This window comes from Mesorhizobium sp. 113-3-9 (assembly GCF_016756515.1).
Taxonomy (GTDB): Bacteria; Pseudomonadota; Alphaproteobacteria; order Rhizobiales; family Rhizobiaceae; genus Mesorhizobium.
The window spans coordinates 6250035-6272282 of the sequence record NZ_AP023246.1; the positions used below are offsets into that span (position 1 = coordinate 6250035).

The following is a 22248-nucleotide window of genomic DNA, read 5'->3' on the forward strand; positions in this document are numbered from 1 at the left end:
TGCTCCATGCACCATGATCTCGTCATCCGTCACGCGACGCTGATCGCCGGCGACGGCTCCAAACCTTTCGAGGCCGACATCGCCGTCACCGGCGACAGGATCGCCGCCATCGGCCGGCTGGACGGCGCGACTGGCATCGAGGAGATCGATGCCAGGGGCAAGGTGGTCGCGCCCGGCTTCATCGACGTGCACACACATGACGATGGCGCACTGCTGGCGCCCCGCGGCATGGATCCGAAGATCAGCCAGGGCGTGACGACGGTGATCGCCGGCAATTGCGGCGTCAGCCTGGCGCCGCTGCTTCTCGACAGGACGCCACCGCCGCCCTTCACGCTGGTCGGCGGTCGCGAGAATTTCCGCTTCGATCGCTTTGCCGACTATGTCGCCGAGCTCAGGCGGCGCGGCATCGCCACGAACGCGGCTCTGTTGGTCGGCCACACCACTTTGCGCCAGCGCTGCATGCCGGTGACCGACCGTCCGGCCAACGAAGCGGAGACGGCGGCGATGCAGGAGGCGGTCGCCGAGGCCATGGCCGACGGCGCCTTCGGCCTCAGCACCGGGCTCGACTATCCGCCCGCCGTGAAGTCCTCGACCGAGGAGGTCAAGGCGCTCGCAGCCATGGCGGCCGGCCTCGGCGGCCCGTATGTCACTCACACACGCAACTATTTCGAAACGATGGACGAGGCGATCGAGGAGGCGATCGACACTGCCGATCATGCCGGCGGCAAGCTGTTCATCTCGCACCACCAGTGCACCGGCCGCGCCAATTTCGGCAAGAGCCGTCCGTCACTGGAAAGGATCGACCGGGCGCGCGAGACGATGGACATCGGCATGGATGTCTATCCCTATGCCGCAAGCTCTACCGTGCTTCGCCTGGAACGTTGCGACACGGGCCTAAAGATCCTCGTCACCTGGTCGGATCCGCATCCGGAGATGGCTAGGCGCGAGATCGCCGACATCGCGCGGGAATGGAATTGCAGCGAGCGCGAGGCGGGTGAGCGCCTGCTGCCGGCGGGTGCTGTCTATTTCCAGCTCGACGAGACGGATGTGCGCAACATCATCGCCCATCCGCGCACCATGATCGGCTCGGACGGCCTGCCGCACGATATCCACCCGCATCCGCGCCTGTGGGGCACCTTCCCGCGCGTGCTCGGCCACTATGCCAGGGATGTCGGCCTGTTCAGCCTGGAGGAGGCCGTGTTCCGGATGACCGGGCTGCCCGCGAAGGAATTCGGCATCGCGCAACGCGGGCTGCTGGTCGAAGGCAATTTCGCCGATCTCGTCGTCTTCGATCCCGACACGATCATCGACACCGCCACGTTCGAGGAGCCGCGTCGGCCCGCCGCCGGCATCGAGCATGTCTTCGTCAACGGCGTATCCGTATGGCGCGGCGGCAGGGCAACCGGCGCACTGCCTGGCACTGTGCTCAAGCCCTCGGTCTCAAAGGTCGTCACGGGCGCATGCGGCTGCGGCGCCGATCACAGAGCCTCGTAAATCCGGTCGACCGTTTCGAGCGTATAGACGAATTCCACCGGCCGCGTGCAGCGCCAGCCGTCGAAAGGCTGGCCGGCGAGCGCCTTTAACGCCTCGGACAGGCGCAGGATGCCGCCGCCATAGAGCCGGTTGGCCATGTCGAGCATGCCGGTGCGGTGCATGGCCTCGCTCATGCTGCCGCAGGCGTCCTTGACCAGCCAGACCCTGAAACCCTGGTAGACCGCGTCGAACACGCTCTCGGTCACGCAACTGTCGGTCAGCACGCCGGTCACGATCAGGTTCTCGACCTTGAGGTCGGCCAGCCGTTTTGAAAGATCGGTGCGGCGAAAGGCGCTCGGCCAGTGCTTGTGGATGATGATGTCGCCGGGCAGCGCCGCCACTTCGGCGCAGATCGCCGCGCCATCGCTGCCGGCCACGGCGGAGCGGAATTCCTCGGTCAGGATCTCCTCCTGCCTTGCGTAGCCGTCGCGTTCCTCCGGCTTCACCCAGGCCTGCGCATGGATGACCGGCACGCCCGCCGCACGGGCGGCTGCGATCAGCGTGGCGGCATTGGCGAGCACGGCGTCATAGCCGATCACCGGCCAGGCAGCACCGGGGCGGTATTCGTTCTGCAAATCGATGACGAGCAAGGCGGTCGCGGCAAGGTTCATGGCTGTCCCAGGGGATTGTCGAAGTCAGTGATGAAACGAAGAAGCAAGCGGATCGCCTGATCAAGGTCGGCGACTTCCATCGCTTCATGCGGGTTGTGGCTGCCGTTCTCGTTGCGAACGAAGATCATGGCAGTCGCGATGTCGGCGCCGGCAAAGGTGGCTGCGTCATGCCCCGCTCCGCTCGGCACATGCGGCGCCCGCATCTGCAGTTCGGTGGCGGCACGGTCCAGCCTCGCGATCAGAGCCGGCGACATGGTTGCCGGCTCCCAGGTGAAGCGTGGCCCGGCCTCGAAGCTGACGCCGCGTTTCCTGCCGACTTCGGCGAAGAGCGCGTGCAACCTTGCGTCGACCCGCTCCAGAACAGCGGCCTCGGCACTGCGCACATCGAGCGTGAAGCGGAGTTCGCCCAGGACGCGGCTGCCGCCGTGCTGGCTCGGATCGGATTCCACCCGGCCGAAGGTGATGGTGGCCTCATGCCCTTCACGCTCGAGCGCGTCCCACTCCTCTTCAAGGCCGGCGACCAGATCGGCAAAGCCGAGCACACTGTCATGGCGGGCAAAGCGCGGCTCGGCACCTGAATGCGCGTAGGCGCCAAGGCATTTCGCATCGACATAACGGAAGCCGCCGGCAATACCGGTGACGATGCCGACCGGCGCGCCGGATGCGACGAGGCGCGGTCCCTGCTCGATATGCACTTCGACAAAAGCCGCGATGCGGCCGGCATCGATGCCCGGCACGCCGCGCCGCACGGCTTCGGGGTCGAAGCCTTCCTCACGCATGTGATCCGCAAGCGTGCGTCCGCTGTCCGACCGCCTCGCGTCCAGCGCCGCCGGCTCCAGCAACCCAAGTGCGGCCTGGCTGCCGGGATAGGATAGCGGAAACCACACCGCTTCCTCGGCGCGGGTCGCCAGCACGATCAGAGCGCGTGACAATTGGATGCCTTGCCCGACCAGTTCGGCCATCACCGCCAGCCCCGCCACAACACCGGCAGCGCCGTCGAAGTTACCGCCGTGCGGCACGCTGTCGAGATGCGAACCGACAACGATCGCCGGCAGGTCGGGGTCGCGGCCCTTCAGCGTCAAATAGAGATTGCCGGCGGCATCGACATGCGCCGTGGCGCCGAGCTTTTCCGCTTCGTCGCGCACGAGATCGTGGGCGAAGCGTTCACCGGGTCCATAGGCGATGCGCGTGATCCCCGGCGCATCGGTGGTGGCGTGCGCAAGCCTGTCCAGCAGATGCCCGGCCAGCCTGCCGCCGGCCGTGAGTGCGGCATCGCTCATGACGCAACCTGCCTGGCTTGGGACTCGACGCCGCGCAGCCGGTGTGGCGCGAGATCATCCATCGACACGCCCTGCCTTGCGACATCATCTGGGAAGCCCTTGCCCGCGATCAGGCTGGCGCAGACGCGCGACAGCCCCGGCGAGGTCTTGATACCGTAGCCGCCCTGCCCGACCAGCCAGACGAAATCCGGCACTTCGTCATCCGGCCCAACGACCGGCGAGCCATCTGCGACGAAGGTCCGCAAGCCCGCCCATGAGCGTGACACGCGCTGCACCTCGATCGTCGTCGCCCGTTCAAGACGTTCGGCGCCGATCGCCACATCGATATCCTCGGCATAGGCATCCATCGGCGCTGAGGGCGTCGCATCGGCAGGCGAAACGAACAACTGCCCGGCATCCGGCTTGAAATAGAATTCGGCGCCGACATCGTTGACCAGCGGCCACTCTGATATGTCGACACCGGCGGGCGCCGGGATGTTGAAGGCGGTGCGGCGCTTCGGCTGCAGGCCGATCGGGCGCACGCCAGCCATGACGGCGATCTCGTCACCCCAGGCGCCGGCGGCATTGACGATCTGTGGCGCAAGGAATGTTCCCGCCGAGGTTTCGACCCGCCATTGGCCGCCTTGCCGATCGATGGCGTTGACGCCGGCATTGGTGACGATCCTGGCGCCGTGCGCACGGGCGCCACGCAAGAAGCCCTGGTGCAGGCCGTTCACATCGATGTCCATCGAATGCGGTTCGATATAGGCGCCGGCGAGATAATCCGCGCGCAGCACCGGCACGCGCGCAATCGCCTCGGCCGGTGTCATGGCGACGATCGACGGCACCAGCGCCCGCGCGGCCTCGAGATCCTGAGCCAGGAGATCGAGCTGATCGGCGCGCGCCACGGTGATCATGCCGCGTTTACCGAGAAGCGGATAATCAGTGAAGCCAGCCGGCGGTTCGGTCAGGAAAGACCGGCTCGCCAGCACGATCCGGCGGATGATGCCGTTGCCGTAGTTTTCGGTAAAGCTTGCCGCCGAGCGGCCGGTGGTGTGGTAGCCGCAATGGCTTTCCCGCTCGAGCACGACCACCTTGGCCGAGCGGGAGATCTCGAAGGCAGCGCCGGCCCCGGCCATGCCGCCGCCAATGATGATGATTTCGGTTTGCTCGGCGGTACTCATATCAGCTCATCCTTCAACAAGATCGCACAGCCTTGCTTTCACGCGGCACGGCAGGCGGCTCACCCAGGCGTCCGCGCCGGGCGCGGTCGCGGGCGCCACGCCCCTCGGCCAGATTTTCGGCCAACGAATTCTGCGCGGCGCAATCTTCAAGTGCGAGGTCGGTGACAAAAGGCATCGGCTTGCCGGCGATCGCCATGCCTTTCAGCCGCGCCCAGACGGCGCGCCGCTTGCGCACCTGGTGCGACTGCAATTCGCTGATTTCGGCTATACTGGTTTCCCGCTTGATCTCCAGCGCGCCGGCTTCGACCGCCGCGTCGAACAGCTCAAGGCCGCGCCTGGTGCGCACGATGATGCCGTTGAGCGCCTCGTCCTCGACCGCCGGCCCGCCGTTCAGCCAGGCGTCATGAACCGCGATGTCCGCCACCTGGCCGATCGCGTCCGGGCAGATCTTGCAGCGCGGCTGGATCATCCATTTGTCCTCGTCTTCCCACAGCTGCCGATAGGTGAGTTCGAAGGCGCGCCCGTCGCTGGTTTCGATTCGGTTGAGGCCGGGATTGCCGTACCCTCGATAGCGGAACAATCTGAGTTCGTCCTCGCCGAGGCCGAAGCGCTGCAACGCCTGTTCAGATTTCGACAGATCCGAGGCACCGCCGCAGACGAAGGCCAAGGCATATCGCATCAAATCATCGACGCGGGGATCGAGCCGCGCCAGGTTGCGCACGGCGGTGACGTCGCAAGGCTTGGCGATCAGCGCAAAGGGCTCGCCGCGATCGAGGATGTCGCCGAAATCCACCAGGGTCGCAGCCGGGCCATAGCGCGAGCCGGCGCCCTCAAGCACCGAAGCGGCATCAAAGCTCAGCCGGCGCTCGCTGCGCATCGGCTGGGAATGCGATGCGGCGACATGCAGCACGAACTTGACGCGTCCGGAACTCAGCAGGAATTGGCCAAGCGCCGTCAGCACCCCACCTCCCGAGCCGACAAACCGCACCGCGGGATCTCCCGCGCAGCCGAGGACAAGCCGTTCGGCAGGACCCCAGACGGTGTCCGTCAACGCGGCATTGCTTGCGTGCGCCGGCGGCGGACCAGCGATGCGCGTTCCCGGACAGACGGCGTTGATCAGCATCAGCGTCGACCTGTCCAATGCCTGGTTCGCCACCGGCCGCTCGCGCCCCTCCGGCGTCATTACCATCTCGACCGCGCCGGGGCCGGCGATCGATCGACAGAGGCCGCAGCCGATGCAAAGACCGTTCTCGACGATCTCGCTCAGCGAAAGTGGATCGGTCGGCAGCATCATCGTGGCTTGGCTATGGCTGGCTTCGATCAGGCCCATCTCGTTTCGATCTCAGACCGGTTCCGAAATACGCCGATACTGATCGGGGCGGCGATAGAGCGCGAAGTTGAAATTCACCTTCCGGCAGGTCTCGATCAGGTCGAGGTCAGCGCGATGGACGATGATCTCGTCGCCGAGTGACATCGCCTGCGCGGCGATCTCGCCGGTCGGCGCGATGATGCAGGAGCCGCCTATCAGTGCCTGGCCGTCTTCCAGCCCGGCCTTGGCGGCGGCCGCCACCCACAGCGTGTTCTGGTAGGCGCCGGCCTGCATCGGCAGATGGTTGTGGAACATCCTGAGATGCGCCAGCGCCGGCGCCTCATCGAGCAGCAGCGGCGTGTTGTAGCCGAGCAGCACGACCTCGGCGCCGTTGAGGCAAAGCATGCGGTAGGTCTCGGGCCAGCGGCGGTCGTTGCAGATCGCCATGCCGACGCGAACGCCGCGATAGTCGAAGACCGGGAAGCCGAGATTGCCGGGCTCGAAGTACCGGCGCTCGAGATGCGTGGTGATGCCTTCCTCCGGCTCGCTCGACCCCGGCACATGCATCTTGCGATAGCGGCCGATGAAGCGCCCGTCGGGGCCGACAAGGTCCATGGTGTTGAAGTGGCGCGTCCGGCCGTCTTCCCGAGCGATCTCGCAATAGCCGAGCGCGAAGCCGACCTTTAGGCGCGCGGCGGCGGCATAGAGGCGCTGCGTTTCGGGGCCAGGCATCGACTGTTCGAAGAAGGCGTCGATCTCCGCCTGATCGTCGATGCGCCAGCGTGGGAAGAAGGTGGTCAGCGCCATCTCAGGGAATACGGCAATCTCCGCACCCTCGGCCGCGGCCTGTTCCAGCAAGTGGACGAGGCGATCGACAGTTTCGGCACGCGAGGCGCTGCGCTGGATCGGTCCGGTCTGGGCGACCGCTATTGTCAGGCATCGAGCCATGGCGTCGTCTCCTCGACTGGTTTTCCCGAAAGGGCCGGATCGGCCGCGGTGCGCTCTACGAATTGTCCGAACCCAGGCTGCACCTGCAGCACGCCGTCGGCGACCACCGGCACGCCGCGCACCAGCACGGTGGTCGGCTTGCCGGTCACGCTCCTGCCCTCGTAGGGCGTGAAGTCGACGCGCGAATGCAGGGCCGAATGGCCGAGGGTCCAGGTCGCTGTGGGATCCCACAGCGCCAGATCGGCATCGAGGCCGACCGCTATCCGGCCCTTGGCGTGGGCCAGACCATAGATCGCGGCGGCATTGCGCGAGGTGAGATCGAGATAGCGCTCCAGCGTCAGCCGGCCGGAGAGCAGTCCTTCCGAGAAGAGCAGCGGCAGACGAGTCTCGATGCCCGGGATGCCGCTCAGCGTGGTGGTAAAGCCGGGCGTCCGCGATCGTGCGATCTTGTCGGCGAAGAAATAGGGCGAATGGTCGGAGGACCAGAGATCGATGCCGCCATCGATCAGCGCCTGCCACAGATGCTCATGGCTGCGCGGCGAACGCGGCGGCGGCGAAAAGACGAAGCGCGCGGCATCCAGGGCCGGCCGATCGAGGTCGGCAGCGCCGATGAACAGATATTGCGGACAGGTCTCGGCGATCGCATCCACACCACGAGCCCGCGCCCGCGCCACCTCCTCGGCCGATTGCCAGGAGGAGACGTGGACGATGGTCATGCGTGCGCCGGTCATTTCGGCGAAGGCCAGCGCACGATGCGTGGCCTCGCGCTCCATCGTCTCGCTGTGGGCAACGACATGGTAGCGGATGTCGGTTCGGCCGAGATCGATCAGCCTCTGGCGCGTGCGGCGGATGGCGGCGTCATTCTCGGCATGGACCATGACGATCCAGCCAAGCCTGTGCGCGGTATCGAGTACCCTGAAGAAGAGATCGTCGTCGACCGCAAAGCCCTGATAGGTCATGAACAGCTTGACCGAGGCGATGCCGCGTCCGGCGAGCTGCGAAAGCTGTTGCTCGACATCGGGGCCGGTGCCCATGGTCACCACCGCGTGCAGCCCGTAGTCGATCACCGCGCGCCCCGTGGCGCGATCGAGCGCGCGGTCGACGGCGCCAATCGTTGTCATGTCCGGGCCCGGCATGCCGAACGGGACGATGCATGTGGTGCCCCCGAAGGCCGCCGAGATGGTGCCGGACTCGAAATCGTCGGCATTGCCGGCCCCGCCCCAGACCGGCTGGTCGAGATGGCAGTGGGCGTCGATGCCGCCGGGCATGACCCAACGACCGCCAGCGCCAATCACGGATTTGCCGGACAGGCCGGTCCCGATGGCGGCGATGCGCCCCTCATCGATGGCGATGTCGCATTCGGCCCAACCGTTGTCGAGCGCAACCCTTCCGCCTTTGATCACCAGCTCATGCATACGGTTTGCCCACCCCAATCGGCATCAGCCGACGGCCGCCGTGACCATGATCTCGACGCGATACTGATCACCCGCAAGCCGCGCCTCCACCGTCGCGCGCACCGGCATGGCGCTGCGATCGATCCAGGCGTCCCATGCCGCATTCATCATCTCGAAGTCGGCGATGTCGCGCAGCCAGATCTGGGCGCTGAGAAGCTTCGACTTGTCGCTGCCGGCCTTGGCCAGAAGGGTATCGATCTTGGCGAAAATCTGCTTCGTCTGCGCGGTGGTGTCGCCGGAAAGGTCGTCCGCCGTCAGGCCGGAGACATAGACGGTGCCGTTGTAGCGCAGCACCCGGCAGAAGCGTTGCCCGTTCTCAAGACGTTCGATCGTCATACCCTGGTCTCCTCTCGATCTTCGGCAGGTGACCTATCGTAGGGAGCGTGCAAAAGGACTGTAAAGCCTGTCGCACGGCGCAACGCCGTTTTCCGCCACCGGGATGGCCAAAAAAAATCACGCCATAGCCGTGTCAATCTTCGCTTGTGGCGTGCATGACGAAGTGTAGCTTCTGTCTGGGAGAGCAGCCGCTGGCCGGCGTGACTGCCAAGGGGAGCCGTCGCAATGCATCAAGGTTCAGCGTCGGTCATTGACCCTGCTTGCGATCGCCGGCGCCTGTCCTAGCCGGCTGACGGCGGCATTCATGGGGTCGATCTCTCAATCCGCGATGCGCTTCTGGCGGAACGCCGAGCGCTCCCGCGCCACGCTGCCGATCATGGCAAGCGTCTGTCTCGCCTGCATCGGCAGCGCCATGCTGACGACCGCGGTCTCGTTCCATCTGGGCAAACCTGGCGTCGACCCCGACGTCGTGCAGATCGTGCTGACCGCCTATCCGGTCGGCTTCCTGATCGGATGCCTGATGACGCGGCCATTGGTCGCCCGCTATGGCCATGAACGGACCTTCCTGCTGATCCTGACAACCGCGCTGCTGTCGGCCCTGGGCTTCATCTTCACCGACTTCATGCCGAGCTGGTTCTGCTTCCGGCTGCTTGGCGGCATGTCGATGGCCTCGATGTTCGTCGTCTGCGAGAGCTGGATCAATCTCTATGCCGAACAGCACAATCGCGGCGCGATGTTCTCGATCTACATGCTGACGACAGCGATCGCCGTGCTGCTCGGCCAGATACTGGTCGCGCTGGTCGGTCCGAAATCTCCGCATCTGTTCTTGGTGGCGACGGCGACGGTGCTTCTGGCCTTCGCGCCAAAATTCGCGGGGCTACGCTGGCCGACGCTGCCTTCGGTGCCGGCCGATCCGGCGCCCACGCCCGGAGCGAAGGCAGACAGGCGGCTCGGACCGCTCGCGCTTTTCAGGCTGGCGCCGGTGACGGTCGTCGCCATTTTCCAGGCCGGCATCACCAACATGAACATCTTCGTGCTGACACCTCTTTACGGGACGCAGATCGGACTGTCGGCGGTGGCCACGGTCTGGCTGGTGACCATAATTAGCATAGCCGGCATGCTCGCGCAGACCCCGGTCGGCTGGCTGTCGGACCGGTTCGACCGTCGCCTGATGCTGCTCATCCAAGGGCTGGTGTCAGTGACGACCTGCGCCGCGATCGCATGGGTCGGCACCCTGTCGGTGCCGTTGCTGTTCGTGCTGTTCTTCCTCTATGGGGCCACGGCGCTGACGATCTATCCGGTGGCGATGGCCTTCGGCGCATCGCAGCTTCACAGCCGGCACATGGTCGCCGCGTCCGGCACGCTGCTCCTGCTCTACTCGATCGGCAATGTGGCGACGCCGGGCGTCGCCGCGGGATTGATGGCGCATCTTGGCCCTCCCGCCATGTTCCTGCTGCTCGGCGGCGGCGCTGCCCTGGTCACGATCGCGGCCTGCTACAATCTTCTGCGCCGGCCGGTCACGGCGCCGATCATGCAAAGTGTCGAGGAACGAGTTTGAGGTCGCCGCGATGAACCGATTGCAAGGCAGCGTTGTCCTGATCGCGGGCGCCGCAAGCGGCATTGGCGCCGCCATTGCCCGGCGGTGCGTCGCGGAAGGCGCCAGCGTGGTCTGCGCCGACTATGATCTCGCGGCCGCGACACAGCTTGCCGATACACTTAGCCCTTCGGCTGCCGCCTGCCAATGTGACGTGACCGACATCGATTCCGCCCGGGACGCCGTCGAATTCGCGAGACAAGAATTCGGCCGGCTGGACGGACTGGTGCACAACGCCGCCGCGCCGTCGACGAACGCCACCGTCGTCGATCTTGACGAACAGTCCTGGCGCCGCGAGCTCGACGTCAGCCTGACCGGTGCGTTCCTGATGAGCAAGTACGCGGTGCCGTTGATCGCGGCCGGCGGCGGTGGTTCGGTGGTGTTCATCGGCTCGCAGTTCGGACGGGTCGCCACCACCAAGGCCGTCGCCTACTGTGCCGCCAAGGCGGGACTGATCCATCTCGCCAAGGCGATGGCGGTCGACCATGCGCCGGACAAGGTGCGCGTCAACAGCCTGTCGCCGGGCGCCGTGGCGACGGCGCGCCTGTTGCGCAGATTTCCGGACTTCGAGGCCGCCAATACGGGTCTTGGACCCGCCCATCTGCTCGGCCGCATCGCGGAGCCGGGTGAAATCGCCGCCGCGGCGGCCTTCCTTCTGTCATCGGACGCGTCCTTCGTCACCGGATCCGACATGCTCGTGGATGGCGGCTATGCGACGCGCTGACCTTCTTCATTCAACTTCAAAGGAGTTCGCATGACGCTGCTCGTCACCGGAGGCACCGGCTTTGTCATGAGTGTGGTCGCACGCGCATGGCTGGACCGTGACCCGCAAGCCCGTGCCGTGATCCTCGACCGGTCCGGCCTCGACGCGGCGGCCGAGAAGCATTTCGCTCCGGTGCGCGATCGGCTCACGGTAATCGCCGCCGATGTGCTCGACCCGAAGAGCTGGTCCGCGACGCTTGACGAGCAATGCATCACGGCAATCGTGCATGGCGCGACGATCACGCCGATCTCGCGTGGCAGCGCCTCCGAGGTAAAACGCCAGCCGGAGGCCGAAGACCCCGCCCGCATCGTCGACGTCAATCTCATGGGCACCGTGCGGATGCTGGACTGGGCGCGCGAGAGACAGGGTCTCAAGCGCTTCGTCTATGTCAGCTCCGGATCCGTCTACCGCCACAACGGGCCCGACTGGAGCAGCGAGCCACTGCCTGAAGACGGCTATGTCGCGCCGCTGACGCTCTACGGCATCTCGAAATTCGCCTCCGAAATGGTGACCAACCGCTATGCCGACCTGTTCGGCCTGTCGGCAGTCTCGGTGCGGCTTGCTTCCGTCTATGGCCCGATGGACCGCGCCACCGAGAGTCGCAACTTTCGCCATGTTCCCAACCGGGTCGCGCATATGGCGCTCGCCGGTGAGACAATCAGGCCGAACAGCCTGGAGCCGGTCGGTGACTACGCCGCCTCGACCGACGTTGCCGCCGCGATCCTCGCACTGATCGATGCGCCACGCCTCAATTACCGCCACTACAATATCGGCTCCGGCTCCAGCCAGACCATCGGCGAGATCATCGGCTGGGCAAGGGAACGCGTGCCCGGACTGAAAGTCGAGGTGACATCGGGAGAAGACGCCAACATCGTCCAGGATGTTAGCCTGAAAGGCGGCATGTGGGGGGCGTATGACATCGCCCGCATCCTGCGCGACACCACATGGCGGCCGCGTCCCGGCAAGGAAGCCTTCCACGCTTACATGGACTGGATAGAAGCCAACGAAACGAGCTGAGAGGAAATTGTCATGACGCACAGCGTTGCCTCGCAAGCGCCACAGCCGCGCGACTTCGTCGGCTACGGTCCGCGCCCGCCCTTCATGACCTGGCCCGGTGGTGTCAAGCTCGCCATCAACCTCGTGCTCAACTACGAGGAAGGCTCGGAGTATTCCTGGCTCGAAGACGGCCGCAACGACAATTGGGGCGAATACAATCTCACTTCCAGTCCGCCGGTGCGCGACCTCGGCACCGAGACGCATTTCGAGTACGGCAGCCGGGCAGGCGTATGGCGTCTGGCGCGTCTGTTTGACCGTTATGATATCCCGATCACCATCTCCGCCTGTGCGGTGGCGCTGGAGCAAAACCCGCCCTTCGTCGAATGGATGAAGACGCGACGGCACGACCTGCTCGGCCACGGCCTGCGCTGGATCGACTACACGACGATGGAGCGCAGCGAGGAAAAGCGCCATCTGCATGAAGCCGTGGCCCTCTACGAGAAGCTGCTGGGAAGGCGCCCGTTGGGCTGGAACTGCCGCTCGCTGCCCAGCGTCAACACGCGCGGTCTGCTCGTCGAGGAAGGCGGATTCCTCTACCACTCCGACCCCTGCAATGACGATCTGCCCTACTTCGTCGATCACCAAGGCACGGAGATACTGGTCGTTCCCTATTCCAAGACACTCAACGACAGCCGCTATCTGGTGGCGCCCGGCTACAGCAACCCGCGCGACTTCGCCGAGGATTGCCGCTCGGCGATCGACTACATGCTCGACGAGGCGGACGAGACCGGCGGGCGCATGCTGACGATCGGCATCCATGCGCGCTGGATGGGCCAGCCCAACCGGGCGTCCGGTCTGCGCGAGGTGATCGAGCACGTGAAGCACAACCCGGCCGCCGCCTTCATGCGGCGCGAAGACATCGCCCGGTTCTGGCTCGCCAACCATGCCGGCTTCGAGCGGCTCGGCTGACAAGAGCAAAGAGAATGGCGGCATGTTCGAAACGCTGATCCGAGGAGCCACCATCGTCAACGCCGAAGGGTTCGAGCGGCGCGATGTAGGCGTCACCAACGGAAGGATCGTAGCGCTCGTCGCACCCGGTGAGGCGGTTTCGGCCGGAACCGTTTTCGATGCCGCCGGCGCCTATCTATTGCCCGGGCTGGTCGACGCGCACGCGCATCTGCGCGAGCCCGGCCTGACCCACAAGGAGGATTTTTCCTCCGGCACGCATGCGGCGGCCCTTGGCGGTGTGACGACGGTGCTCGACATGCCGACCGATGAGCCATGGACGGCCACGGCCGAACAGCTTGCCGACAAGATGGCGATGGCCAAAGGCCGCATCCATGTCGATGTCGGCCTGCAGACCGTCGTCAGCCGCAACCTGTCGCACATACCAGGCTTGCTCGATCTCGCGCCGGTCTCGTTTGAGCTGTTCACCGCCGATGTGCCCGATGAATTCCTCTTTGCGACACTCGACGCCGTGGCAGAGGCGTTGAAGGCTTTCGCAGGCACCGACACTTTGATCGGCATCTCGCCCGGCGATCAATCGATCCTGGCCGGCAGCACTCTGCGCGACCGCTCCAGCACCATCGCCGCCTTTCAGGCCAGCCGGCCGCCGCTCGCCGAGGCCAACGGCATCGCCCGAGCGCTTGTCGCCGCCGCCTCGGCCGAGGCCAGAATTCATGTCCGCCAGATCAATTCCGAACTCGGCGTCGAGACGTGGAGCCGGCTGCGCGGCATGGCCGACGCCAGCGTCGAAACCACGCCGCAGAACCTCTTCTTCAACGCCGGCGACTATGAGATGCAAGGCGCCAATCTCAAGGCCTCGCCGCCCTTGCGCTCGCCGCATGATGTGGATGCGCTGCGCGCCGCACTCGGCGCGGGACTGATCGACATCGTCGCCACCGATCACGCGCCGCACGCACCTGCCGAAAAGGCGGCGCCCTGCGCGGCTTTCGCCGACATTCCGGGTGGCATGCCGGGCCTGCAGACGCTGCTGCAGGCGATGCTGAAACTGGTCGACGAGAGCCTGATAACGCTGCCCGATCTGGTGCGCCTGTGCGCCCGCAATCCGGCCGAGCGCTTCGGGCTTGGCCGGCGCAAGGGGAAGATCGCCAGCGGCTACGATGCCGATATCCTCATCCTCGATCCGCGCCGGTCCAGCACGATCGCCAATGCCGATCAGGTGTCGCGCGCGGGCTATACGCCATTCGACGGCTGGACCGTCAAGGCGCGGCTGACAAGTGTCTTCCTGCGCGGTCGCGAGATCGTACGCGAGGGAAAACTGATCGGCCCGAAAGTCGGAAACATCGTCACCCGGGAAAGCTGAGGACCATGCCCCTGCTCACAGACAAGACCGCCATCGTCACCGGAGGCAGTTCCGGCATCGGCCGCGCGATCGCGCTGAAATTCGCGGCCGAGGGCGCGAGCGTCGTCATCGCCGACACGGTCGAGCAACCGATCGAGGGGGGTGAGAGCACCGTGGACTTGATCCGCTCGGCCGGCGGAGCTGCCGTTTACATCAGGACCGACATCTCCGACTGGAGCGCCGTCGACGCGCTGGTTGGTGCGACGGTCGAGCAATTCGGACGGCTCGATGTGATGGTCAACAACGCCGCGATCTACACCAGCACCAATCTGATCGACACCACGCCGGAGCAATGGAACCGCGTCATCGGCGTCAACCTGACCGGCTTCTTCTACTGCTCGAAGCGGGCGGTGACGCAGATGCTCGCCCAGGCGCCCGTTGACGAAGTGCGCGGCCGCATCATCAACATCTCCTCGCAGCATGGCATGGTGGCCTGCCCCGGCGACCTTCCCTATTCGGTGAGCAAGGGCGGCATCGTGCAGATGACGCGGCAGATCGCGGTCGACCACGCCGACGATCTGATCGTCTGTAACGCCATCGCACCCGGCAAGATCATCACCGGCAAGCCGGGCGTGGCCAACGATCCAGAAGCGCTCGACTATTCGCTCCGTCGTACGCCTTGGCCGCGGCTTGGAACCCCGAACGATGTGGCGGGAGCGGCGCTGTTCCTTGCCAGCGACATGGCAAGCTACGTCACCGGCATCAACCTGATGGTTGACGGCGGCTGGATGGCGGGTTGACGGGTACGGACTGGCCGCAAGGCGACCAGTCGGGTTTGATCATTGCCTGATGAACGGGCCCCTATAGGTCTGGCCGGCGAGCGCATAGGTTCCGGCCAGGGTCCCGTCAGGCATCATCGTCAGACTGATGTCCGCGCCATTCGGCAGGCGCCCGAGCTTCAATGTGCTCCCGACAATTCTTCCTTCACCGGCGGCCTCGCCCGGATTGTTGTCGCCCAGATTGCCCCAGGCAAAAGTGACAGTCACTTTGCCGTTTGCGGAAATCGTCTGCACGGCGACTTTGGCTTCATACGCCCCCTCCAATTGCCCAGCCCACATGCCCGAAAAAGCGGCGTACTTTGTTGGAACGCCCTTCGCAGGGGGAGTGATCGTCACGGATGGATCCATGATTGCCGAACCCGCGGAGGCCGCGGCGGAGCTCGAGACCGGCTGAGCAGGAGTGCCAACAGGATCCGGCGCAGGTTCGAGAGCGGCGGGTTGCGGCCCTGCGGGAGCCGATTGGCACGCGACGAGCGCAAGCGCCATGAAGCCCAGCATCGTGTTCCGCATCGAATTCTCCACATCGTTTCGCGGACTGTCGGCGGGCCGCGACCCGCCGAATTGCACGTCACTCTACGCTACCGCCCTATCCAAAGCGTATAGCGCTTTACATCAAAGACGCCGTCAACAACCGTGCTTCTGATTTTGGCTGATCCCCTTCCAATTTTGAGGTGTGAAGCCCAGCATGACCTTTGCCTAAGACCGCTATAGCTGAGCATCAGCCACCGCGTGAGGGTGGCGAAAACGTGATCTTGCAAATCCGGCAATCTCAGCTCCGGAGAATAGCTTTCCTTGACGGGAGCCAGGAAGCCACCAATGTACCGGGCGATCTCACCTGCAGGGTATTTTGCTTATGACAGCCTCGATCCACGATATTCCGTTCAGCCGCGCCGACGGCTCAACCACAAGCCTGGGCGAATATGCCGGCAAGGTCTTGCTGATTGTCAACGTCGCCTCCAAATGCGGCTTCACCAAGCAGTATGACGGACTGGAGGCTCTCTATCGCTCGTATCGCGACCAAGGCCTTGTGGTGCTCGGTTTTCCGGCCAATGACTTCGCCGGGCAGGAACCGGGCACGGATGCGGAAATCCAGGAATTCTGCCGGTTGACCTATGGTGTCGAGTTCCCGGTGTTGGCCAAGATCGCGGTGACGGGACCGCGAAAGCATCCGCTCTATCAAGCGTTGATCGAGGCGCGGCCACAGGCTGTCTTCAAGCCGGACAGCACGCTGCTGACCCGGCTGGCCGGGAAAGGCGCCGCGCCCGCGGCCGGCGAAGTGAGCTGGAATTTTGAGAAGTTTCTGGTCGACCGCAAGGGGGTCGTCGTCGCCCGCTTCGGCTCCGACACGGAGCCGCAGGACGAGGCGATCGTCGGCGCCGTCCGCAAGCTTCTGGCGGCTTGAGGCAAGAAGCGAAGCTCCCAACACAGATTAGATTTGCGGGAACATCCGGCTTCCGCGAAGAAGCCGCCCGCATAACCGAGGACCAAGCCATGGATCTGCAACTGAACGGCAAACGCGCCCTGATCACAGGCGGCAGCAAGGGAATTGGCCGCGCCATCGCCCGGCAATTGGCCCTGGAAGGCGTGGACCTTGTCATCGCCGCCCGCAACGCTGCCGATCTGGATATTGCCGAGCGCGAACTGGCCGCCGAAACCGGGCGCAAGATCGTCGGACTATGCGTCGACACACAGGACGACAGCTCGGTCAAAGCGCTGGTGTCAGGGACGATCGCGGCGCTCGGCGGCCTCGACATCCTGGTCAACGCCGCAGCCAAGCCGGGCGGCCAGACACCACCGCCCAAGCTGGCCGAGATCACCGACGACCTGTTCTGGGATGACGTTGACGTCAAGGTGATGGGTTATCTGCGTATGGCGCGTGAGGCCGCGCCTCATATGGCCGCCGCCGGCTGGGGCCGGATCATCAACGTAAGCGGGCTCGCTGCCCGGCAGACAGGCTCGATCATCGGCTCGATCCGCAATGTTGCCGTCTCTGCCCTGACGAAGAATCTCGCCGACGAATTGGGCCCGAAGGGGATCAACGTGACGGTGGTCCATCCTGGCCTGACCCGCACGGAAAAGACCGCTCCCCTGGTCGCCGCCCGCGCGGCTTCGGCGGGCGTTTCGCCCGAGGAAATCGAACGGCGACTTGCCGCCAACGTCACGATCGGCCGCCTCGTCGACATGGCCGAAGTCGCTGATGTCGTCACATTCCTCGCCTCGCCGCGAAGCGTCGCCATCAACGGCGATGCGATCGCCTGCGGCGGCGGGGCCATCGGGCCGATACATTACTAGAGCAAAATCCAGGAAATGCGTGAAACGGTTTTCCACCCTAGACGCGCACATCGCCCAGCACCCTGATCTCCGACGAAATGGACAGGCCGCCTTCGATCTCTTCCTCGTTGGAAAACCCGTCGAAATTGGCGAGCGAGCCAAAAGAGAGGCCGGAAAGCCCTTCGACGTATTTGACGCTGCGCTGGTAGGTTTTGTAGGCGCCGAACGCCGCCTCCAGTTCACTGAGCTCCCTTTCCTGCTCAACCACGTAGGCCGTCGATGACGGGCGGCCGTCATCGGAGATGAACGACACCACTTTCCAGAAAGCTTTCGGAATGAGCGCATCTCGGTAGCGAAGATCAGTGCCGCCGAAGACGGGGCCGGTGAATACAGAACACCGCTCGGCCCAGGCCCGCGCATTCTGCAGGATGTAGTTCTCTATTCCGAGCCAGGTCTTCTGATTGACGATGTCCATCTGCGGCGCACAGTTCGTGAAGTGAAACGTGTCCGCATTGGCGACGAGGGCGTTGGCGCCCCAATTGGGATCCTCGCGCCTGACAAGGTGTCCTCGGTCGAGGCGATTGCCGGCATAGAGGTCCTCACCGAGCTGCGCTTCGGCCGGCAGGCGCCCGTCCAGCGCCCATTTGTTGTCCTCGCGCCCAATCGAAATGGAGCGGGCGCCCTCGATATTGACGGCGGTGAACATGGCCATGCGCCGCGACGCGCACATGACGACGGAAAAGTTGCAATAGTCGAGCCGGCCGCTGGCATCGCCGCCAACCGGCGTTATGTCGCGGGATCGCTGGCCGGTCGGCTTGGGCAAGTCGATCGGGAATCTGGTCAGGAAAGTCCGATCGAAGCCGGTACGGCCAGCAAAGGATTGAGGCGGCGACGTGCGCGGTCGTGCCGCGCGCTCGGCCATGGCACCCTCACTGCGAATGTGCGTTTCGAGAGCTGCCCCGGCCCCCGGCCCGCGCAGCCGCCGCATATCGCGAAGCTGCGGTCGCCTGTCCATCCTTACGGTCGCAAGTTCAGTCACGGACATGAGTTTCTCCAATCGAAAAAAGCCGAGGACATCACCCGGCGTTGAAAAAATTTCCAAAGGCCTTCAGGTCGGGCAGTTGCGCATCGTCGTTGACGGCATGGCGAATGCTGGCCAGATCGTGGGCGAGGTTCTGCCGCAGCGTCTGCCCGCCAAAGTGCAGGCCACCTATGCCATAAGGATGTATCGGTTCTTCATCGCCGCATCCCTCCCCTACCCGTCGCGGCAATTTGGGAGCAGCACCGTGAACTCAGCGTGAAATCAACCCCAGGCGGAGCCCAAACCTCAGACGAAGAGAGGCATCAGCCGCTCAAAATCGCGGCGTCCGTAAGTTGCCTGCCAACCCCGCTGTTGAGGTAACATCCAGAGCCGCTCACACCCTGGCCGCGGCTTGAAGTGTGCGAGACCGACGCTGATCGCCTTGACCACGGGGACCTCGAATGCGGGCCGCTGCAAGTCCGCGAACCATACATTGCCGCCGCTTGCGGTGTTTATCTCTTCCATCAGACGCGACAGCATCCCTGCTTGGCCTGTCTGCGTTGCCGAGCCGGGATCGGAGCCGCTCAAAAAGCCCATTGTGTCGAGATTTGCGTGCTCCAGCCAGGCCGCGACGCGACGGTCCGCGGCAGACATCGGCGCATCGCCGTTTGTTGCGACCCTCATCTCATGGGCATCGAACGCCAGCTCGGTCTGGATCATCTCGAGGAACGCGGCCTTGGCCGCCGCCTGTAAATCGAAGGCCGCCGCAAATCCGACCGCCACGCGCCGGCCGTCCCCGTCGCACGATATAGCGGCAGCCACATGCGCGCTGTGAAAGGTTGAAATGTCGAGGAACCAGACACGCCGCCCGGTTTCGACGGCGTGCTCCTTCAGGGCCGCTGCCAGGGAAGCATCATCCCCGGTGGGAGCAAAGCGCCGACGCCGGCAGCCTCGCCACCACCATATGCCGGTTGCATCGCGCTCAATGATCTCGAGCACGGCGCGCGACATAGCGGCGTCGATCGTGCTTCCGGCGGCGCAGCCGTTGGAATCGGCGTTCAGGCTGTCGTCTCCATGGACGGCTTCGCCAAAGCCACCGAAGCAAAGAAATGCGGGGCACATCGCGGTGCGCGAGCCCGCGAAATCGCGCACGCGGGCCAACCGGTCGGGATTGTACAGCTGCCCGGGCGGGGGGATCGCATCCCAGCCTTCCCACATGCGGTTGAGACGGCGGCGCTGCTGTATCTGGCGCCTGGAAAAACCCAGTACCGCCTCGGCCGGGATGATATCGCTGGCCTGGTCGGCCGCGACAAGCTTGCTCTCATCCAAGGCCTGATACATCCAACTGCTGATTTCCACGGCTTCGCCAAGGCATCCCAACAGGGCCTGTGACCGGCTGTATCCCTTTCCGCTTACAGTCACCTGGCGGATACCGCCGCTCCACGCCAGACCGAGGTTCGCCGCGGCCAGAATGCCGCCCGGTATCTCGAAGAGATCGACAATCAGGCCATGACGGGCGGCGAAGCTATACAGGCGCAGGCGGTCGGAAGCCTCGACATCCATCTCCGGCTGGAGCTCCAATCCCGCGAGCCGAAGATCCCGCCTTATTGTATCGGGCACCTTGTCGAGCACCGCGTTCGAAGAGCCGACAGCGGAATGCGGCTGTGCGCAGAGCACTTCCCAATGACCTTTTTCTAGCCGCATTCTTCGATCTTCGCTTAACGTCCGCCCGGTTCTGGTATTAAATGATCAGAGGGCGTTTGGGCCGATCATGTCAGTAACCATGATCCACAGGCAGAGAGAAAGGGGCTCTCCCAGGAAAAGCCTCGAGATCAAACTCGTCGGCAATTTCGAGATACGCAGCCTCGACAAGGTCTATGCCCTCGACAAACGCAAGGCCGGCGCGATCCTGGCCTATCTCATTTTGTCCGAACAGACGCGCGAAACACGCGGGCGTTTGTCCGCGCTGCTGTGGAGCGACAGCGATGAAGAACACGCACGCGCCTCGCTGAGGCAATCCATCCGCGATCTGAAGCAGATCGAACTCAAGACGGGGGTGCAGTTTCTGGTCCTCGACAAGCTCTCCGTCGGGATCGACCCCAATGTCCTGCGAACGGATCTCGCGGCTCTGCGCCATGCGCTCAGGGACCGGGATTTCCCGACTGTCGACGGCATCCTGGCACGAAGCGACAGATCACTCTGTATCGGGCTTCAGGATTGCGATCCGGTATTCGACAACTGGATCGGGATGATTTCGACCCAGTGGTCGGATGGTCTGACCCATCAACTGTCGAAATCGCTCAACGAGGCAAATTCGAGCCTGGCGGAACGCAAGGCGATCGCCGGCTGCATCTTGCGCCTCGATCCTTTCCATGAATCGGCGGTCGTCAGTATGCTGGGGGCGCTGCATCGGGAAGGCGGCTATGCCAGGGCCCGCGTTTTCTTCGAACGCTATGTCAGCGACCTGAGGTCGGAACTCGATCTCGCTCCGCCACGCGAAATCATCCAGCAACTGGAGCGGTTCAAGACAGCGGCCCAGGACGGGGCGGATGCGCAGCCGCAAGCCGCCTTCGACCCTGCCGCGCCGCGGCAGCTCGTCGAAAGGCCGACGATCGTGCTCGTCACGGAAAAACACAGGAGCGCCGACGCGCACATTCAGTTCGCTCTGGTCAGTGAACTGTCCGCCACCCTCTCGCGGTTCAGGCATTGGACCGCAATCCACACCGAGCTTGATCGCGACACGATCCGATCGGGGTCTGTCGAGACGCTTCGTGCCGCCGTGGGGGAAACCGCCGACCTTGCCGTGATCATAACCGCGACCGATGACGAGGACGAACCGCATTTCGATATTTCATGCCGCACGATCGCAACGGGCGTGTTGCAGTTCTCCACCACCGCGCCTCGAGAACCGGCGGCATGGAGACCCGTCTTCAATGAAATCTGCGCGCGGGTTGCTTCACGCCTCCAGTTGGTGATTTCCACCACGCGCCTCCATCGCATCGACGAACAGTCGCCAAACTATATCTCGGCCTATGACAATTGGCTCGACGGACAGCGGCTTTCGACGCTGTGGCGCAAAGACACCGACGCCGTCGCGATCGCGCGTTACGAAGAAGCCATTCGCCAGGACCCTAGCCTGGCTTGCGCCTATTCGAGCCTGGCTGTGATCCTGAATTCGCGGTGGATCGTGCTGCCCGGCTATCCAGTCGAAAGCGCCGACCTCGACCGTGCATTCGACCTCGCCAAGAAGGCGGTCGCGCTCGATCCTCTCGATCACCGCAACCAGGTCAACCTGGCCTGGAGCCACCTCCTGGCGCGGCGCTGGGAACTGGCGGAATTTCATTTCGGACTGGCGCACGACCTCAACGCCGCCAATCCGGCGACCCTTATCGCCTATTCGCTTTTCAGTGCGTTCATCGGAAACCATCAGCGAGCGGTCGACCTGTCGCGACGGTCGTTCGAGCTCAACCCGCTGCATGAGCCGCACTACCACGGTTACCATGCGACCGTTGCATTCCTGGCGGGCGACCTGCAGAGCTGCGTCGAGGCTGTCGAGAAAAGCGACGGCCTGTTTCCCGATATCCGAGGCTGGTCGGCTGCCGCCCATGCCTTCATGGGCGATGACGCGAAAGCCGCCACCGACTTCAGAATATTTCTGAAGGGTGTCACGACCGCATGGCACAATGGCGAGCGCCCGACCCGGCGAAGTGCGATCGACTGGTTCAAGAACGTCTTCCCGATCCGCCTGGATGCCGATCGCGCGAGACTGAGCGAAGGTATCGACCGCGCCTCACGGCTGGCATGACGCGGCCGAGGCCGGACGCA

The 22248-nt window shown here is 64.5% G+C and carries 21 protein-coding genes; 11 read left to right on the forward strand and 10 right to left on the reverse strand.

The genetic code is table 11. The features are described from left to right. Positions 1-6 precede the first annotated feature (6 nt). On the forward strand, positions 7-1494 hold the full coding sequence (locus MesoLj_RS30475; protein WP_202323636.1) for an N-acyl-D-amino-acid deacylase family protein: 1488 nt from the start codon (positions 7-9) through the stop codon (positions 1492-1494). Here MesoLj_RS30475 and MesoLj_RS30480 read toward each other — a convergent pair. The 7 genes from MesoLj_RS30480 to MesoLj_RS30510 are packed head-to-tail and all read right to left on the reverse strand — an operon-like array spanning position 1479 to position 8634. After that, positions 1479-2144, reverse strand: coding sequence for a cysteine hydrolase family protein (locus MesoLj_RS30480; protein ID WP_202323637.1), 666 nt, complete (start codon positions 2142-2144; stop codon positions 1479-1481). The genes MesoLj_RS30475 and MesoLj_RS30480 overlap by 16 nt on opposite strands. Next, positions 2141-3424, reverse strand: a complete 1284-nt coding sequence (locus MesoLj_RS30485) for a Zn-dependent hydrolase (RefSeq protein WP_202323638.1) — start codon at positions 3422-3424, stop codon at positions 2141-2143. The genes MesoLj_RS30480 and MesoLj_RS30485 overlap by 4 nt, the downstream gene beginning before the upstream one ends. Then, a complete protein-coding gene (locus tag MesoLj_RS30490; protein ID WP_202323639.1) occupies positions 3421-4587 on the reverse strand; it encodes an NAD(P)/FAD-dependent oxidoreductase in 1167 nt (388 codons plus the stop codon). Before MesoLj_RS30490 ends, MesoLj_RS30485 begins: the two co-directional genes overlap by 4 nt. A 13-nt stretch (positions 4588-4600) precedes the next feature. After that, positions 4601-5917, reverse strand: a complete 1317-nt coding sequence (locus MesoLj_RS30495) for a Coenzyme F420 hydrogenase/dehydrogenase, beta subunit C-terminal domain (RefSeq protein ID WP_202323640.1) — start codon at positions 5915-5917, stop codon at positions 4601-4603. A 12-nt stretch (positions 5918-5929) separates the two neighbouring features. Beyond that, a complete protein-coding gene (locus MesoLj_RS30500) occupies positions 5930-6844 on the reverse strand; it encodes a nitrilase-related carbon-nitrogen hydrolase (protein WP_202323641.1) in 915 nt (304 codons plus the stop codon). After that, positions 6829-8259 (reverse strand): dihydropyrimidinase, encoded by a 1431-nt coding sequence (gene hydA / locus MesoLj_RS30505; RefSeq protein ID WP_202323642.1) that lies wholly within the window; start codon positions 8257-8259, stop codon positions 6829-6831. The genes MesoLj_RS30500 and hydA overlap by 16 nt, the downstream gene beginning before the upstream one ends. Before the next feature lie 24 nt (positions 8260-8283). Continuing rightward, positions 8284-8634, reverse strand: coding sequence for a RidA family protein (locus MesoLj_RS30510; protein ID WP_056564911.1), 351 nt, complete (start codon positions 8632-8634; stop codon positions 8284-8286). Between the two features lie 250 nt (positions 8635-8884). Here MesoLj_RS30510 and MesoLj_RS30515 point away from each other — a divergent pair, with 250 nt between their 5' ends. The 6 genes from MesoLj_RS30515 to MesoLj_RS30540 are packed head-to-tail and all read left to right on the forward strand — an operon-like array spanning position 8885 to position 15092. Beyond that, positions 8885-10192: an MFS transporter gene (locus MesoLj_RS30515; protein ID WP_342215811.1), complete on the forward strand. Its 1308-nt coding sequence runs from the start codon at positions 8885-8887 to the stop codon at positions 10190-10192. Positions 10193-10202: 10 nt separating this feature from the next. After that, positions 10203-10952: an SDR family NAD(P)-dependent oxidoreductase gene (locus MesoLj_RS30520; RefSeq protein ID WP_202323643.1), complete on the forward strand. Its 750-nt coding sequence runs from the start codon at positions 10203-10205 to the stop codon at positions 10950-10952. Positions 10953-10982: 30 nt separating this feature from the next. Continuing rightward, entirely contained in the window at positions 10983-12008 is a 1026-nt protein-coding gene (locus MesoLj_RS30525; RefSeq protein ID WP_202323644.1) for an NAD-dependent epimerase/dehydratase family protein, read from the forward strand. Positions 12009-12020: 12 nt separating this feature from the next. Continuing rightward, on the forward strand, positions 12021-12956 hold the full coding sequence (locus MesoLj_RS30530; RefSeq protein ID WP_202323645.1) for a polysaccharide deacetylase family protein: 936 nt from the start codon (positions 12021-12023) through the stop codon (positions 12954-12956). A gap of 22 nt (positions 12957-12978) precedes the next feature. Beyond that, the gene (locus MesoLj_RS30535) at positions 12979-14313 is read left to right on the forward strand and encodes a dihydroorotase (protein WP_202323646.1); all 1335 of its coding nucleotides are present in this window, start codon (positions 12979-12981) and stop codon (positions 14311-14313) included. Between the two features lie 5 nt (positions 14314-14318). Then, positions 14319-15092, forward strand: coding sequence for an SDR family NAD(P)-dependent oxidoreductase (locus tag MesoLj_RS30540; RefSeq protein WP_202323647.1), 774 nt, complete (start codon positions 14319-14321; stop codon positions 15090-15092). Positions 15093-15131: 39 nt separating this feature from the next. Here MesoLj_RS30540 and MesoLj_RS36450 read toward each other — a convergent pair whose 3' ends face one another. Then, entirely contained in the window at positions 15132-15641 is a 510-nt protein-coding gene (locus tag MesoLj_RS36450) for a hypothetical protein (RefSeq protein WP_244735210.1), read from the reverse strand. A 343-nt stretch (positions 15642-15984) separates the two neighbouring features. Here MesoLj_RS36450 and MesoLj_RS30550 point away from each other — a divergent pair, with 343 nt between their 5' ends. Both MesoLj_RS30550 and MesoLj_RS30555 read left to right on the forward strand, forming a co-directional pair. Next, a complete protein-coding gene (locus MesoLj_RS30550) occupies positions 15985-16533 on the forward strand; it encodes a glutathione peroxidase (protein ID WP_202323648.1) in 549 nt (182 codons plus the stop codon). Positions 16534-16622: 89 nt separating this feature from the next. Next, positions 16623-17423 carry an SDR family NAD(P)-dependent oxidoreductase gene (locus MesoLj_RS30555; protein WP_202323649.1) on the forward strand — a complete coding sequence of 267 codons (801 nt, stop codon included), beginning with the start codon at positions 16623-16625 and terminating at the stop codon, positions 17421-17423. A 37-nt stretch (positions 17424-17460) separates the two neighbouring features. Here MesoLj_RS30555 and MesoLj_RS30560 read toward each other — a convergent pair whose 3' ends face one another. Beyond that, a complete protein-coding gene (locus tag MesoLj_RS30560; protein WP_202323650.1) occupies positions 17461-18447 on the reverse strand; it encodes a DNA/RNA non-specific endonuclease in 987 nt (328 codons plus the stop codon). Between MesoLj_RS30560 and MesoLj_RS30565 the strand changes: the two genes are divergently transcribed. Beyond that, positions 18446-18703, forward strand: coding sequence for a hypothetical protein (locus MesoLj_RS30565; protein WP_202323651.1), 258 nt, complete (start codon positions 18446-18448; stop codon positions 18701-18703). The two genes, MesoLj_RS30560 and MesoLj_RS30565, sit on opposite strands and share 2 nt — an antisense overlap. Before the next feature lie 26 nt (positions 18704-18729). On the opposite strand, the gene MesoLj_RS30570 is transcribed toward MesoLj_RS30565, so the two are convergent. Next, entirely contained in the window at positions 18730-20127 is a 1398-nt protein-coding gene (locus tag MesoLj_RS30570; RefSeq protein WP_202323652.1) for a YcaO-like family protein, read from the reverse strand. A 67-nt stretch (positions 20128-20194) separates the two neighbouring features. Here MesoLj_RS30570 and MesoLj_RS30575 point away from each other — a divergent pair, with 67 nt between their 5' ends. Then, positions 20195-22228, forward strand: a complete 2034-nt coding sequence (locus MesoLj_RS30575) for a hypothetical protein (RefSeq protein WP_202323653.1) — start codon at positions 20195-20197, stop codon at positions 22226-22228. Positions 22229-22248 lie beyond the last annotated feature (20 nt).

Bases quoted from the DNA above. Each gene is read 5' to 3' on its own strand.
- MesoLj_RS30525 (WP_202323644.1), top strand. From the start codon at position 10,983: ATGACGCTGCTCGTCACCGGAGGCACCGGCTTTGTCATGAGTGTGGTC.
- MesoLj_RS30540 (WP_202323647.1), top strand. From the start codon at position 14,319: ATGCCCCTGCTCACAGACAAGACCGCCATCGTCACCGGAGGCAGTTCC.
- MesoLj_RS30560 (WP_202323650.1), bottom strand. From the start codon at position 18,447: ATGTCCGTGACTGAACTTGCGACCGTAAGGATGGACAGGCGACCGCAG.
- MesoLj_RS30490 (WP_202323639.1), bottom strand. From the start codon at position 4,587: ATGAGTACCGCCGAGCAAACCGAAATCATCATCATTGGCGGCGGCATG.
- MesoLj_RS30480 (WP_202323637.1), bottom strand. From the start codon at position 2,144: ATGAACCTTGCCGCGACCGCCTTGCTCGTCATCGATTTGCAGAACGAA.
- MesoLj_RS30575 (WP_202323653.1), top strand. From the start codon at position 20,195: ATGTCAGTAACCATGATCCACAGGCAGAGAGAAAGGGGCTCTCCCAGG.
- hydA (WP_202323642.1), bottom strand. From the start codon at position 8,259: ATGCATGAGCTGGTGATCAAAGGCGGAAGGGTTGCGCTCGACAACGGT.
- MesoLj_RS30510 (WP_056564911.1), bottom strand. From the start codon at position 8,634: ATGACGATCGAACGTCTTGAGAACGGGCAACGCTTCTGCCGGGTGCTG.
- MesoLj_RS30495 (WP_202323640.1), bottom strand. From the start codon at position 5,917: ATGGGCCTGATCGAAGCCAGCCATAGCCAAGCCACGATGATGCTGCCG.
- MesoLj_RS30520 (WP_202323643.1), top strand. From the start codon at position 10,203: ATGAACCGATTGCAAGGCAGCGTTGTCCTGATCGCGGGCGCCGCAAGC.
- MesoLj_RS30565 (WP_202323651.1), top strand. From the start codon at position 18,446: ATGAGTTTCTCCAATCGAAAAAAGCCGAGGACATCACCCGGCGTTGAA.
- MesoLj_RS30555 (WP_202323649.1), top strand. From the start codon at position 16,623: ATGGATCTGCAACTGAACGGCAAACGCGCCCTGATCACAGGCGGCAGC.
- MesoLj_RS30550 (WP_202323648.1), top strand. From the start codon at position 15,985: ATGACAGCCTCGATCCACGATATTCCGTTCAGCCGCGCCGACGGCTCA.
- MesoLj_RS30475 (WP_202323636.1), top strand. From the start codon at position 7: ATGCACCATGATCTCGTCATCCGTCACGCGACGCTGATCGCCGGCGAC.
- MesoLj_RS30485 (WP_202323638.1), bottom strand. From the start codon at position 3,424: ATGAGCGATGCCGCACTCACGGCCGGCGGCAGGCTGGCCGGGCATCTG.
- MesoLj_RS30500 (WP_202323641.1), bottom strand. From the start codon at position 6,844: ATGGCTCGATGCCTGACAATAGCGGTCGCCCAGACCGGACCGATCCAG.
- MesoLj_RS30570 (WP_202323652.1), bottom strand. From the start codon at position 20,127: ATGCGGCTAGAAAAAGGTCATTGGGAAGTGCTCTGCGCACAGCCGCAT.
- MesoLj_RS36450 (WP_244735210.1), bottom strand. From the start codon at position 15,641: ATGCGGAACACGATGCTGGGCTTCATGGCGCTTGCGCTCGTCGCGTGC.
- MesoLj_RS30535 (WP_202323646.1), top strand. From the start codon at position 12,979: ATGTTCGAAACGCTGATCCGAGGAGCCACCATCGTCAACGCCGAAGGG.
- MesoLj_RS30530 (WP_202323645.1), top strand. From the start codon at position 12,021: ATGACGCACAGCGTTGCCTCGCAAGCGCCACAGCCGCGCGACTTCGTC.